This window comes from Shimia sp. W99, from assembly GCF_053851455.3.
The window spans coordinates 1,698,344-1,711,932 of record NZ_JBSQBU020000001.1 but is presented as its reverse complement, the minus strand read 5'-3'; the positions used below and the strand labels follow the sequence as shown (position 1 = coordinate 1,711,932).

Sequence of the window (13,589 nt, the reverse complement as noted above, 5' to 3'; positions counted from 1 at the left end):
CGCCGCCATGGCACGGCCCTGTTTTCAGGTGCTAAGGCTTTGATCGCCCGTGGATTATTCCACCGGGCAGGTGTTGTCCGACATGTAATCATGCACGGACAGAGCGCCGCTGGAGATCGCTTCCTTGGCCTTGTCCACGTCGCGTTTCATCGGGCCGGTCACGAGCGCTTCGTTGTGCTGGTCCAGCGCATAGTCGATGCCGCCATTGGCCACGCCCATCACATAGATGCCCATGTCGAGGTTTTCGCCCTCTTTCATGGCTTCGTAAACGGCGTTGTCGACGCGTTTCATCATCGAGGTCAGAACCTTGCCCGAATGCAGGTAGTTCTGGTTGCTGTCCACGCCGATCGACAGGATGCCTTCGTCGGCTGCGGTCTGCAGAACGCCCACGCCGGTACCGCCAGCCGCGGCATACACCACGTCAGCACCCTGGCTGATCTGGGCCTTGGTCAGCTCCGAGCCCTTCACCGGGTCGTTCCAGGCCGCTGGGGTGGTGCCGGTCATGTTTTGGATCACGGTGGCATCCGGGTTCACCGCCTTGACGCCCTGCACGTATCCGCAGGCGAATTTGCGGATCAGCGGGATGTCCATGCCGCCGATAAAGCCGACCGTGCCGGTTTTTGAGGCCATCGCGGCCATCATGCCGACGAGGTAGGAACCTTCATGTTCGTTGAAGACGACCGAGCGCACGTTGGGGGCATCCACCACCATGTCGATGATGGCAAACTTGGTGTCCGGATAGTCGGGTGCCACTTCGGAGAGCACGTTGCCAAAGGCAAAACCGGTCATCACGATCGGGTTGTTGCCCGCTTCGGCAAAGCGGCGCAGGGCCTGTTCACGCTGGGCTTCGGACTGAAGCTCAATCTCGCGGAAGCTCTTGCCGAATTCACCGGCCCATCGCTGGGCACCACCAAAGGCGGCTTCGTTGAACGACTTGTCGAACTTGCCGCCCAAGTCGAAGATCAGGGCCGGTTCGGCAACAACAGCGCCCGCCGACAGGGCCACGGCCGCAGCAGCCCCCAGGAATTTTTTCATCAGGGTCATGGATATCTCCCATATGTTGAACGGCTGGTCGTTATTGGAGGTGCCAGCCCTTTAATCGTGTCGATCCTGACAGATCACCCCCAAGTAAGGCCGCAGTGCGGCGGAGGGGTCAACCTGTTTTTGACCGTTTGGCCGAGATTCTTGACCTTTTGGACAGGATGACTTTAGGTCAGTCGCTTGTCCATCAGGCAGGCGTCAACGCGGCTGCCGTCGGTCTTGGCATAATAGTCTGGGCGGCGGCCCGAGAGCGTGTAACCGACCTTGGAATACAGGCCAATGGCAGCGTTGTTGTCCTCGGCCACTTCGAGAAAGGCGCGGGTTGCCCCACGGGTACGGGCAGTGTCTTGGAATGCGGTCAGAAGCTGTTCACCCAGCCCGCAGCGACGTTTGGCGGGGTGGACGGCGAGGGTGAGCAATTCGGCTTCATCCGCGATGACGCGCCCAAGGGCGAATCCGTTGGATCCGGTGCACAGGAAAACGTGTGGAGAAGCGAGGAGGTCTGCGAACTCGCGGGCCGACCATGGTCGCGCGTCGGCAAAAGCCGCGGCATGCAGCGCCGCCAGCGCCTCGGGGGTCATTCGAGGATCACCGGGGCGGGATCGCGGGGCGGGGCGGCGTCGGCGGGTTTGACATAAAGCGGGGCCGGGCGGGTCGTGTCGTCGGCATGGCGATGGGCTGCGCAGCGGGCGATATTTACCACAAGCAGGGCGGGCGCAGGGGGCGTGTGCACCGGCAGCTGTGTGTCCAGCGGGGCCTTGAGTAGCGCAGGTGCCGTCATGTCGGGCGCCATGACGTAAAGTTGATCGCGCGGGGCCGGAACGGCGGCAACATGCGGTTCAGCGTGATCCAGCGACGTGGCCTCGAAGGTGGAGACACCGATCGCGGGAATACCCAGACCAAGCGCGAGGCCGCGGGCTGTGGAGACGGAGATGCGGATTCCGGTGAAGTTGCCGGGGCCGATGCCGACGCCGATGTTGTCGAGGTCTTTCCAGCCGAAACCGGCCTCTTGCAGCAGCTCTTCGAGCAGCGGCATCAGGCGCTCTGCCTGACCGCGCTTCATGTCTTCGCACACTACGGCAAGAACGTCGGGGCCACGCAGCAGGGCGGCGGCAACGGCGGGGCCGGAAGTGTCAAAGGCGAGGATCAGGGGCGTATCGGTCATCTGGCGGGTCAAAAGCAAAGGGACGGCGCCGGATGGGCGTCGTCCCGATTGTGTGGATCAGCGCATGGGTGGCCTCAGACGGCGACCGGGCGCACCTCGGTCACTTCGGGGATGTAGTGGCGCAGCAGGTTCTCAATGCCCATCTTGAGGGTTAGGGTCGAGGACGGGCAACCGGCGCAGGCCCCTTGCATGTGCAGGTACACGACGCCGCGATCAAAGCCGTGGAAGGTGATGTCGCCACCGTCCTGCGCCACGGCGGGGCGGACGCGGGTGTCGAGCAACTCCTTGATCTGGCCCACGATTTCACCGTCTTCGCCGTGATGTTCGGCATGGCCCGAGGATTGTGCAGCGTCGCCTGCCATCACCGGCTGGCCGGATTGGAAATGCTCCATGATCGCGCCGAGAATTGCGGGTTTGATATGATCCCATTCTACCGCGTCTTCCTTGGTCACGGTGACGAAATCCGTGCCGAAGAACACGCCCGCAACGCCCTTGACGTCAAAAATGCGCGTCGCCAGCGGCGAAGCCGAAGCGCCGTCTGCCGTGGGGAAATCGGCGGTTCCCATTTCCAGAACGGTCTGGCCGGGAAGGAATTTCAACGTGGCCGGGTTTGGGGTGGACTCGGTTTGAATGAACATCTGGTATTCACCTTTTATCGCTTGACAAAAGATATGCGCCTCTGGTCCCGGAGTGTCAAGGTTTAGAATTGTTCTAAGAGGGCGCGCGGGGAAAGGGGTGGCTTGGGGCAAATCATGGTTGACGCCCTTGTTTTACGGGGAATGGCCTATCGGTGGCGCGTCGGTATCACGTCGGTATTGCGTCGGTGCGGGGTTAAAGAATTGCGGGGGTTAAGGGCGCGCGCGAGCCCCCCTTCCTTCAACCTTGCTGGAATGCGTGGTATTTGGTTCTCGATGCCCGGATTGGGAAACTCGTGCCCCCCTTTGACGGCGCCCGGTCGTTGAGCATCCAAAAACCAGGCTACTTTTGCAGCGCGCCTAACCGATCAGAAAGTCGCCATGCAGTCGCGCGCCCGGTCGATGGCGTTCTTGGGGGTTTTGACCTTTACCGTCATGGAACGGGGGGAGCCCCGGAACGCAACGAATTCGCGGGCCTCTTCAAGGTCGCTCACAAAATTCGGATTGTCGAAGACGATGTATCCGCCCTTGAGTCCACCCGAGATGGCGCGGGATTCGGTGATTGCGTTTCCGACATAGAGCTTGTCGTTCACGGCAATCGTGATTTCGTGCGCGCCTTCCGGGGGTTCGTACCCCTTTACGAAGGCGCCGAGATAGCCGGAGTTCTGGTCGCGCGTCAAACCGGCTTGCACAACGCTGTTTTCGCTGCGCCATTCGATAAAGCAAGATTTTCGCGTATTGTTTTTGAAGATCGTCCAGAACTTGGCGCTCCAATAGGTTTCAATGGCGTCGCCCTTGGTGGGCAGCACGGTTTCGTCCGCAGCGTAGGCCAGCGAGGCCGCCAACATCATGGAGGCTGCGGCAACTCCGGAAAGAAGTGTTTGAATCGGTTGTGGGTTTTTCAAAAGTGTTTCCTCCATTGGTGCGCAAATTGATGAATGAGGGCGGCCCAAACGACCAATCCCGACAGAGTGATATGAGTTGAGGCTAGGGGAAGACCTGCTTTCGGTCCATCACTTAAGACGCGCGCCTGATGTGGAGGTGCCTCGGGCATCGAGCACTTCAGCTTATGTTGCAAGCAACTCCAGAACGGCGACCGTGGGTCGCCCAGCGTCACGTCACCGCTTCTAGCTGTTCCTTGGACAGATCGCCCGGCACGATGGTGATCGGGACAGGAAGGCTGCCGGAGTTGCGGGAGAGTTGGGAGACCAGCGGGCCGGGGCCCTTGCGGTCGGTGCCCGCGCCAAGGACGAGCACGCCGATGTCGCGGTCTTCCTTGATCTCAGCCAGGATCTCGGAAACGGCTTCGCCTTCACGGATTTTCAGCTCGGGATCCACGCCCTGACGGTCGCGCATCCATTTGGCGAAGACTTCGAAATGCACCTCGATGCGCTCGCGGGCTTCTTCGCGCATGATGTCGCCGACGCCGATCCAGTGATTGAATTCCTCGGGCGGGATGATCGACAGGATTTTGACGCCGCCCCCGGTGTTGGAGGCACGCATGGCGGCGAACCGCATCGCGTTGAGGCATTCGCGGCTGTCATCCAGCACGACCAGAAACTTACGCATGATCCCCTCCGTTTGCAGCGGATCATGGCCGCTTCAGCGGTGTTCCGCAACAGGTGTTTGCCCGGTTCAGCCGTTCGAAACGGCCCAGTCCCAGTACATGTCGCGCACGCGGCGGGTGACGGGGCCGATCTGGTACTGGCGATCCTCAATGGCGGTGACGGGCGTGACCTTGTTCATGTTGCCGGACATGAAGACCTCGTCGGCTGCTTCGAAATCGGCAAAGCCCAGGACCGTTTCATGCACAGTGACCCCGTCGGCGCGCAGGTTCTTGATGTGGCGGGCGCGGGTGATCCCGGCGAGGAAGGTGCCGTTGGGGATCGGGGTGAAGACCTCGCCTTCCTTGACCATGAAGATATTTGCGGTGGCGGTTTCGGCGACGTTGCCCATGGCATCGGCGACGAGCGCGTTGGCAAAACCCTTGGAGCGCGCTTCGGACAGCATGCGGGCGTTGTTGGGATATAGGCAGCCTGCCTTGGCATTGACCACGGCGTCTTCGAGCACGGGGCGGCGGAAACGGGTGCGCGTGAGGGTGGCGCTGGCCTCGGGTGGCGCCATTGGGATCTGTTCGAGACAGATGGCAAATCCGGTCTCTTCCTGATCAGGCACGATGGCGGTGACGTCGCCCCCGATACCCCAATACATCGGACGGATGTAGACGGCAGCGTCCTTGTCATAGGCTTTGACACCTTCGCGGACGATCTCGACCATCTCTTCGGTCGACACGGTCGGCTTGAGCATCAGCGCCTCGGCAGAACGGTTGGCGCGGGCGCAATGCTTGTCGAGATCGGGCATCAAACCGCCCACGAACCGCGCCCCGTCAAAGACGCCAGAGCCAAGCCATGCGCCGTGATCGGCGGCGCGCATGATCGGGACATCACCGTCATGCCAAGTGCCATCAAAATAGGTTCGGATATTGGTGCCAACTGCCATCTGGTATTCTCCCTCGCTCTCGGGGGGCGAGACTACGTCCGGTCGGGCAGGAGGTCCACAAGGAAAAGCCCCCTCGGGCTGGGGAGACCGAGGGGGCGAAAGATCAGGTGCTGAAAAAGAATGTACCAAAGTCGTTTTGTGGTTTCAGGTGAGTGCCGCAATAGACACCCGGTACGTAAGAAGAGGTTAACGGATAGATGCGACGGATTCGTGAAGATACGTGCTGCGGCGCAGAAAATTCGGTGCCTGGGGCGGATATGGGCGCGATCCAGGCGGGGTTGCATGGAAAATCGGCAAATAAAAAAGGCGCGAACGGGGCCGCGCCTTTTTGATGAGCATCTCGGCGAGGGCTCAAGTCGACGAGATCATACCGACGATGTCGTAGGTTTTCTTGAGGATCGGTGCAGCCAGGGTACGGGCCTGCTGGGCGCCGTGGCCAAGGATGCGGTCGATCTCGGCCGGGTCCTGCATCAGGCGGGCCATTTCGGTGCTGATCGGGGCCAGTTTTTCCACGGCGAGGTCCGAAAGCATCGGCTTGAACTCGGAGAATTGCTTTCCGCCGACGTCGCGCAACACATCCTCGACCGACTGTTCGGAAAGGGCGGCGTAGATGTTGACGAGGTTGCGCGCCTCGGGACGGTCTTCGAGACCTTTTTCTTCGGACGGCAGCGCGTCGGGGTCGGTCTTGGCCTTGCGGATCTTCTTGGCGATGGTGTCGGCGTCATCCGTCATGTTGATGCGGCTGGCATCCGAAGGATCGGATTTTGACATCTTCTTGGAGCCGTCACGCAGGGACATCACGCGGGTCGCCGCGCCCTCGATCACCGGTTCGGTGATGGGGAAGAAATCAACGCCGTAGTCGTGGTTGAACTTGATCGCCACGTCGCGGGTCAGTTCGAGGTGTTGTTTCTGGTCCTCGCCCACGGGGACGTGGGTGGCGTGGTAGATCAGGATGTCTGCCGCCATCAGCGCCGGATAAGCAAACAGGCCCAGCGACGCATTCTGCTGGTTCTTGCCGGCCTTGTCCTTCCACTGGGTCATGCGCTGCATCCAGCCCATACGGGCGACGCAGTTGAAAATCCATGCCAGCTGCGCGTGTTCGGGGGCCTGGGACTGGTTGAACAGGATCGACTTGTTCGGGTCGATGCCCGCTGCGATGAACCCGGCGCAGAGCTCGCGCGTGGCATGGCGCAGCTTTTCGGGGTCCTGCCAGACGGTGATCGCGTGCAGGTCGACCATGCAATAGACGGTCTCGTAGGAGCCTTCGTTCTGCATGTCGACAAAGCGCTTCATCGCGCCAAGGTAATTGCCCAGCGTCAGGCCGCCCGAGGGTTGGATCCCGGAAAAGACGCGTGGGGTAAAGGTGGAGGACGTTTGGACCGCCTCGTTCATGGGGAATACTCCGTCTGGATTTATAGTCGGTGTTGCCTTACCCATGGGGCAAATCGCCGTCAAGGAGCGTGGACATGAGCAGCCCCCAAGAGCCCGGACCGATCAACCCGTTGCCGCCTGTCGTGGTGGCGCTTTTCCTTGTGATCGTGGGGATCGAAGCCGCTTTCTGGCTTGGGTCCAAGGGCATGGTAGGCGGGCCGGAAGCCGTAGGATGGCGGTTGGGTGCGATCCAGAGATATGCGTTTTCCACTGATATTTTCCAATGGATGCTGACCAACAACCGCTGGCCAACCGAGCACCTGTGGCGGTTCGTGACCTATCTTTTCATCCATGGCAATTTCACTCACACCCTGTTTGGCGCGGTGCTTTTGCTGGCGATGGGCAAGATGGTCGGTGAAGTGTTTTCGCAGGCCGCCACGCTGGTCGTGTTCATCCTCTCGGGGAGTGTCGGGGCGCTGGGCTATGCGCTGATCACCGGGGCGTCGATGCCGTTGATCGGGTCTTATCCCGGCGTCTACGGGTTGATCGGCGCGTTCACCTTTCTGATGTGGGTGCGTCTGGGGGTGATCGGTGCGCCGCAGGCGCGGGCGTTTACGCTGATCGGGATGCTGGTCGCGATCCAGCTGGTCTTTGGCCTGCTCTTTGGTGGAACGCCGAGCTGGGTTGCCGATGTCTGTGGCTTTATCGCCGGGTTCCTGTTGTCATTCCTGCTGGTTCCCGGCGGGTGGCGGCGGATCAGGGAACTGATCCGCCACGACTGAGGTTCAGGTTTCGATCTTCTTGCCGATCATGGCGAGCGCGATAGCGCTGATGCCGTTGGACAGAAGCTCGATGCCCAGCAATACGCCCAGCACGACCGCGGCCGATTGCGGGAAGTTCGACAGCACCATCACACCCAGCACAATCGACACCAGGCCCGAGATCATCATCGCGCCGCGCAGGCTGCCTTGGGTGTTGGCAAAGCCGAACCATGCCTTGAAGATGCCCGAGGCCAGAAACATGATCCCGGCAATCATCGTCAGGGTGATCATGCCGCGCAGCGGTTCGGCGACAAGGTTGATGCCGATAAACAATGCGATCAGGCCGAGCAAGGCACCCAGCACCTTGTTGCCCGCCCCTTCGGCGCGCAGCCCGGCGATAAGCTGCAGAAATCCGAGGATGAAAAAGCTCCATCCCGTGATCAGTGTGGCCACGACCGAGGCCCCGAAGGGGTTGAGCAGGGCGACGATCCCGGCCACGAGGGACAGGATGCCGACCAGCATCATGATAATCCAGTTAGACATACTCGCTCTCCAATTGTCCTGTCTGTGCCCCGAGTAACGACCGATCCGGGGAAGAGGGCAAGGAAAAACTGGATTTCGTCAGGCAGACCGGCGCGCGGCCCCACGTAGTTCCGAGAAGCGGAACGCGCCTGTGACATGCGCAGAAAGGAAGTAGGTGACGCTTCCTGCCGCGATCAGGACCAGCAGCGCGCCATAGCGCCAGCCGGGCATTCCGAGCCATGGTGAGAGGATCAGCGTTGCCCCCCATAGGGCGCCGGCCATGACCCCCGAACAGAGGCAGATCCGCCAGAGGCGGCTGCGCAGGCGGTTGTCGAATCTGGCCACCGCGCCATAGCGGCGGGCGCCCAGAGCCAACTGTGCGACCATGACCCAAGCCGAAACCGAGGCGGCAATGGCGGGGGCCATCCAGCTCAGGAAAGGAGAGAGGCCAAAGGACAGAGCGGCGTTCACGATCATCGCCCAGACGGCGTAGTGGAATGGGCGCCGCGTATCTTCGCGGGCGAAATAGAGCGGCTGCAGCAATTTCTGCAGCACGAAGGCGGGCAGGCCGAGCCCGTAGATCGCCACGGCCACGGCGATGGCGGCACTGTCGTCCGCGCCGGTGGCGCCGCGTTCGAACAGGACGGAGACCAACGGCAGCGGGATCACGAGAAACGCAACGGCGCAGGGGATGGTCAGGAACAGCGCGAACTCTCCGGCGCGGGAAAAGGCATACCGCGCGCCGTCATCATCGCCTGCACGCAGTCGGCGCGAAAGGTCGGGCAAAAGCACGATACCAACGGCGATGCCGACCACGCCGAGGGGCAGTTGATAGAGACGGTCGGCGGCAAAGAGCCAGCTCACGGCACCGGGGGTGGCCGAGGCGACGATCTGGCCGACGACAAGGTTGATCTGCATGACGCCCGAGGCCAACGCGGCGGGAACGGCAATCGCCAGCATTCGCCGCATGTCGGGGGTGACGCGGGGCAGGCCGGGGCGAAAGGAAATGCCCGCGCGCAAGGTTGCGATCCAGACAAGGGCCAGTTGGGCGACACCGGCGATCGGGATGGTCCAGACCAGCCACATGACCACGTCGCCCCCCACTGCCGCCCCGATAATCAGGGCAGGCACCACCATCACGTTGAGCAGAACCGGCGCCGCCGCAGCGGCGGCAAAGCGCCCGGTGGCATTCAGGATGCCCGAAAACAGCGCCGCGAGGGACATGAAGACGATATAGGGAAAGACGATATGGCCAAAGCCGACCGTCATGTCGAAGCGTTCATCGCCATAAAAGCCTTCGGCGGTGAGCCAGACCAGAGCGGGCATGAAGATCATCGCCAGAGCGGCCAAGCCCAACACGGTGACGGCCAGTAGGTTGAAGGCATCGCGGGCAAAGGCGGAGGCGTCCTCGTCGCCTTCGTATTTCTTGGCGAACATTGGCACGAAAGCCGCGTTGAAGGCGCCTTCGGCAAAGAAGCGGCGGAACATGTTGGGCAGGCGGAAGGCGGCGACGAAGGCGTCAAGCGCACTGCCTGGTCCGATATAGGCGAGAATCAGGATTTCACGCGCAAAGCCGAGGACCCGGCTCATCAGGGTCCAGAAGCCGACGGTCAGAAAACCGGATATCAGCCGGATTGGCTTCAAGAGGTCGCCCTTTCCACGCCTTTTTCGATCGCTTCGCGCAGGCGTTTTTCAAGCGTCCGCTGCTTGGCTTCGGAGTGGAATTTGAGCCCGAACATGTCCTTGACATAGAAGCTGTCGACCACCTGCTCTCCGAAGGTCGCGATGACCGCAGAAGCGATGTAGACGTTGTTGTTGGCCAAAGTCCGGGTCAGGTCGAACAAGAGGCCCGGGCGGTCGCGGGTGTCGACTTCGATGATGGTGTAGATATCGGAGCCGTCATTGTCGAAGGTGATGGTCGTGGGCACCCGGAAGGCACGTTCGCGTTTCTTGATCACGTCGCGCGACTTGATGGCTTCGGTAGTGAGTACCTCGCCGCGCAGGGTCTTTTCGATCATCTGGCGCAGGCGGGGCAGGCGCGAGGCCTCGAAAGGGTGGCCCTCGATGTCCTGGATCCAGAAGGCGGCGGTGGCATACCCGTCCTTGGACGTGAAGGTGCGCGCATCCACGATATTGGCCCCGACAAGCGCCAGGGCACCGCACATGCGGCTGAAGATGCCGGGATGGTCGGCCATGGCAAAGCAGGCGCGGGTGGCGTCGCGATCTTCGTCCGGGTGAAGGTCGATGCGGACCTCATCGTCCTGGATGTCGCGCAGCAGCTCGGCAAAAACCTTGTGCGCGGTGACATGCAGCCCCTGCCAGTAAGGATCGTAATGGCGCCCGGTTTCACGTTTGAGCTCTTTGGCGGGCCAGTCGGCCAGCTCCTTGCGCAGGAGTTTCTTGGCCTCGGTGCCTCGGTTTTCGCGGGTGATCGCCTCCATCCCGTCTTCCAGAACCAGCTTGGTCTGGCGGTAGAGCGCGCGGATCAGGACCGCCTTCCAGTTGTTCCACGTGTCCGGCCCGACGCCGCGAATGTCACAGACGGTCAGAACGGTCAGAAGGTTCAGCCGGTCGACCGTCTGCACCGCCTTGGCAAAATCGCGCACGGTGCGCGGATCGGCGATGTCGCGTTTCTGGGCGGTGTCGGACATCAGGAGGTGATACCGCACCAGCCATTCGACCGTCTCGCATTCCGCCTTGGGCAGGCCAAGTGCCGGGGCGACGCGGCGGGCGATCTGGGCGCCCAGCACGGAATGGTCGATGTCGCGGCCCTTGCCAATGTCGTGCAAAAGCAGCGCCACCATAAGCACGCGGCGGTTGATGCCCGATTTGATGATGTCCGAGCTGAGAGGCAGTTCCTCGCGTAGTTCGTCGCGTTCGATCCGGTCAAGATTGGCGATGACCTGGATCGTGTGTTCGTCCACCGTGTAGGAGTGATACATGTTGAACTGCATCATCGCCACGATGGGTTCGAATTCGGGAAGGAAGGCGGCCAGTACGCCCAGTTCGTTCATCCGCCGCAGGGCGCGTTCCGGGTTGCCGTGTTTCAGCAAAAGTCCGAGGAAGATCTTGCGCGCTTCCTTGTTGGCCCGCATGTCGTCGTCGATAAGGTCGAGGTTGGCAGTGACAAGGCGCATGGCATCCGGGTGGATCAAAAGCCCGGTGCGCAAGCCTTCGTCGAAGATACGCAAGAGGTTGAGCTTGTCGGAAAGAAACGCTTCGTCATCGACCACCGCGAGGCGGTTGTTTATCACGACATACTCGGGCTTGACCTTGCGGCGGCGGCGGAAAATACGCTCCATCAAGGGGGCGGCCTTGGCGTGGTCCGCCTCCAGCTTGGTCAGAAGGATGCGGGTCAGGTCGCCCACCGAGGTCGCCTTGCGGAAATAATCCTGCATGAAATGTTCGACCGCGCGGCGCCCACCCCTGTCGACATAGCCCAGTCGGTCGGCCACTTCGACCTGCACGTCAAAGGTCAGCTGTTCGACCGGGCGCCCGGCGATCAGGTGAAGGTGTCCGCGCACTGCCCAAAGGAAGTTTTCGGCGTCGATGAAGCTTTCGAGTTCGTCCTTGGTCAATACCTTGAGCGCGACGAGTTCGGAAACGTCCTGAACGTGGTAGACATATTTCGCGATCCAGAACAGCGATTGCAGATCGCGCAGGCCCCCCTTGCCCTCTTTCACGTTGGGCTCAACGACATAGCGTTCGCCCTGCTTGAGGTGGCGCGCCTCGCGTTCGGAGAGCTTGGCCTCGATGAACTCCCGTTCCGTGCCGGTGAACAGTTCCGCCCGGAGACGTTTGTTCAACTCGGTGGCAAGGGCCTCATCCCCCCAGAGAAAGCGGTTTTCCAGCAGCGCGGTGCGGATGGTGTAATCTTCGCCCCCGAGGCGCAGGCAATCCTTGACGGTGCGGCTTGAGTGACCAACCTTGAGGCGCAGATCCCACAGGATGTAGAGCATGGATTCAATCACGCTCTCGGCCCAGGCCGTGATCTTGTAGGGGGTCAGGAACAGCAGGTCGACATCCGATTGCGGTGCCATTTCACCCCGTCCGTACCCACCCACCGCCAAGAGCGCCAGACGTTCGGATTCGGTCGGGTTCGGCAGCGGGTGCAATTGGGTCGTGGCCACGTGAAAGGCGCAGCCGACAAGGCAGTCGGTCAGCCACGTATAGGAGCGGGTCATTTCCCGCGCGGCGAATGGTTTTTCCCGAAACGAGTCCGCGATGCGGGCCATGCCTTCCTTGCGGCGGGTCGACAGCAGCTTGACGACCGCCCCCCGAAAGGCACGGTCATCGCTTTTTTCTTCAACAAGAGCGTCGAGATCCGCCCGGATGGATTTGTGGTCGAAGATCTGGTCAGGATCGCAGATCAGCGTGTCCTTGGGCAGTGTGATGATATCCGCGCCGGGCTCAGAAGCCGGCACCGCCGAATCGGGTTGGGGCAGGGTCAATGATTACAACCTTCTTGTCGCGGATCGTGGCCACGGCCAGCCCGCGTTCATTCGTACCGTCAGCGCGAAGGCGGAAAATGCCGTTCACACCCTGAAAACCTGCGCCTTGGGTGAGGGCGCCCGTCGTCAATGCATCGCTCTTGCCCGCCTTGACCAGTGCGCCGATCGCCGCAATCCCGTCATAGGCCAGCCCACCGATCGGGTGGGGCAGGCCGCCATAAGCCTGTGCATAGCGGGTCTGGAACTGTTGCGTGAGCTGCGGGTCGGGCATGGCGAACCAGCCGCCCTGAACCCCCGGCAGTTCGAGCGTCTGGGCCGGGATGTCCCAGCGGGTCAGGCCGATAAACTGGGTGGTGGCGGGGCTGAGACCGGCCTCGGGCAGAACCTGTGTCAGCAATGGCAGGGCGCCGGAGGTGTCCGAGGTCAGGAAGATCGCGTCGGCCTGATTCTGATCGGCGTTGAGCTTGATCTGTGACGTGGCCGCGATGACGCCTTCCTGTGAGAACTGGTAGGACACGGTGCCCGCCTCGGTCGCGTTGTTGCGCGAAATCGCGGACAGGATGGCATTGCGTCCAATCTGGCCCGAAACGTTTTCGGCATGCACGACCATGATGCGTTCCCTGCCGTTGCGCTTGGAGAAGCCAACGAGGCGGTCGGCGGTGTTTTCGAATGTCGGGCCCAGGACAAAGAGGTTGCCCCCGGCAATCGTGGTGTTGTTGGAGAAGGCCATGACGTTGATCTTGCGGTTGACCACGGCCTTGGCCGCTGCGTTCGCGGCCTCTGCAAACACCGGACCAAGAATGATCTTGGCGCCTTCATTCACCGCCTGAATGGCGGCGGCCTGTGCGGTGGCTGCCTGCCCGGCCGTGGGATAGACCCGCAGGTCGATCTGCACGCCCTGAAGATCCGCGATGGCCAAACGCGCCGCGTTTTCAAGGCTTTGCGCCAGAAGGGCATCGCCAGAGTTGCCTGACCCCTTGGGCACGAGAAGCGCCACTGGCACCGGGGCGTTGGTCGAGATGGTCGGTCCGGTGCTCAGCCCAGTGGGTTCACAAGCGAACAGCGCAAAACTCGCCAATCCAAGTGCGGCCCCTTTCAGAAGCTTGCGGGCGGGTTTAAGAAAAGCAAACATCACGAATATCTC

13 protein-coding genes are annotated in these 13,589 nt (G+C 61.7%); 1 reads left to right on the top strand and 12 read right to left on the bottom strand.

What is annotated here, in order from left to right; genetic code table 11:
• Positions 1 to 54 precede the first annotated feature (54 nt).
• From ACS3QZ_RS08465 to trpS, 8 genes are all read right to left on the bottom strand, one after another.
• Positions 55 to 1,044: a BMP family lipoprotein gene (locus ACS3QZ_RS08465; RefSeq protein ID WP_456037443.1), complete on the bottom strand. Its 990-nt coding sequence runs from the start codon at positions 1,042 to 1,044 to the stop codon at positions 55 to 57.
• 164 nt (positions 1,045 to 1,208) lie between these two features.
• Positions 1,209 to 1,622, bottom strand: coding sequence for a ribosomal protein S18-alanine N-acetyltransferase (gene rimI / locus ACS3QZ_RS08460; RefSeq protein WP_456037442.1), 414 nt, complete (start codon positions 1,620 to 1,622; stop codon positions 1,209 to 1,211).
• Complete coding sequence (gene tsaB, locus ACS3QZ_RS08455; protein WP_456037441.1) at positions 1,619 to 2,206, bottom strand: tRNA (adenosine(37)-N6)-threonylcarbamoyltransferase complex dimerization subunit type 1 TsaB; 588 nt, start codon at positions 2,204 to 2,206, stop codon at positions 1,619 to 1,621. Before tsaB ends, rimI begins: the two co-directional genes overlap by 4 nt.
• A gap of 74 nt (positions 2,207 to 2,280) precedes the next feature.
• A complete protein-coding gene (locus tag ACS3QZ_RS08450) occupies positions 2,281 to 2,844 on the bottom strand; it encodes a NifU family protein (protein ID WP_093090137.1) in 564 nt (187 codons plus the stop codon).
• 365 nt (positions 2,845 to 3,209) lie between these two features.
• Complete coding sequence (locus ACS3QZ_RS08445; protein WP_456037440.1) at positions 3,210 to 3,692, bottom strand: hypothetical protein; 483 nt, start codon at positions 3,690 to 3,692, stop codon at positions 3,210 to 3,212.
• 262 nt (positions 3,693 to 3,954) lie between these two features.
• Positions 3,955 to 4,410, bottom strand: a complete 456-nt coding sequence (locus tag ACS3QZ_RS08440) for a universal stress protein (protein WP_093090135.1) — start codon at positions 4,408 to 4,410, stop codon at positions 3,955 to 3,957.
• A 66-nt stretch (positions 4,411 to 4,476) separates the two neighbouring features.
• A complete protein-coding gene (locus ACS3QZ_RS08435) occupies positions 4,477 to 5,340 on the bottom strand; it encodes a branched-chain amino acid aminotransferase (RefSeq protein WP_456037439.1) in 864 nt (287 codons plus the stop codon).
• A 351-nt stretch (positions 5,341 to 5,691) separates the two neighbouring features.
• Entirely contained in the window at positions 5,692 to 6,732 is a 1,041-nt protein-coding gene (gene trpS, locus ACS3QZ_RS08430) for a tryptophan--tRNA ligase (protein ID WP_456037438.1), read from the bottom strand.
• 74 nt (positions 6,733 to 6,806) lie between these two features.
• Between trpS and ACS3QZ_RS08425 the strand changes: the two genes are divergently transcribed.
• Complete coding sequence (locus ACS3QZ_RS08425; protein ID WP_456037437.1) at positions 6,807 to 7,493, top strand: rhomboid family intramembrane serine protease; 687 nt, start codon at positions 6,807 to 6,809, stop codon at positions 7,491 to 7,493.
• Between the two features lie 3 nt (positions 7,494 to 7,496).
• On the opposite strand, the gene ACS3QZ_RS08420 is transcribed toward ACS3QZ_RS08425, so the two are convergent.
• The 4 genes from ACS3QZ_RS08420 to ACS3QZ_RS08405 all read right to left on the bottom strand — a co-directional run bounded on the left by ACS3QZ_RS08420 (position 7,497) and on the right by ACS3QZ_RS08405 (position 13,577).
• On the bottom strand, positions 7,497 to 8,015 hold the full coding sequence (locus tag ACS3QZ_RS08420) for an HdeD family acid-resistance protein (protein ID WP_456037436.1): 519 nt from the start codon (positions 8,013 to 8,015) through the stop codon (positions 7,497 to 7,499).
• A gap of 78 nt (positions 8,016 to 8,093) precedes the next feature.
• Positions 8,094 to 9,638 carry a murein biosynthesis integral membrane protein MurJ gene (murJ, locus tag ACS3QZ_RS08415; RefSeq protein ID WP_456037435.1) on the bottom strand — a complete coding sequence of 515 codons (1,545 nt, stop codon included), beginning with the start codon at positions 9,636 to 9,638 and terminating at the stop codon, positions 8,094 to 8,096.
• Positions 9,635 to 12,445, bottom strand: a complete 2,811-nt coding sequence (locus ACS3QZ_RS08410) for a [protein-PII] uridylyltransferase (RefSeq protein ID WP_456037434.1) — start codon at positions 12,443 to 12,445, stop codon at positions 9,635 to 9,637. Before ACS3QZ_RS08410 ends, murJ begins: the two co-directional genes overlap by 4 nt.
• Positions 12,405 to 13,577: a penicillin-binding protein activator gene (locus ACS3QZ_RS08405; RefSeq protein WP_456037433.1), complete on the bottom strand. Its 1,173-nt coding sequence runs from the start codon at positions 13,575 to 13,577 to the stop codon at positions 12,405 to 12,407. Before ACS3QZ_RS08405 ends, ACS3QZ_RS08410 begins: the two co-directional genes overlap by 41 nt.
• Between the last annotated feature and the right edge of the window lie 12 nt (positions 13,578 to 13,589).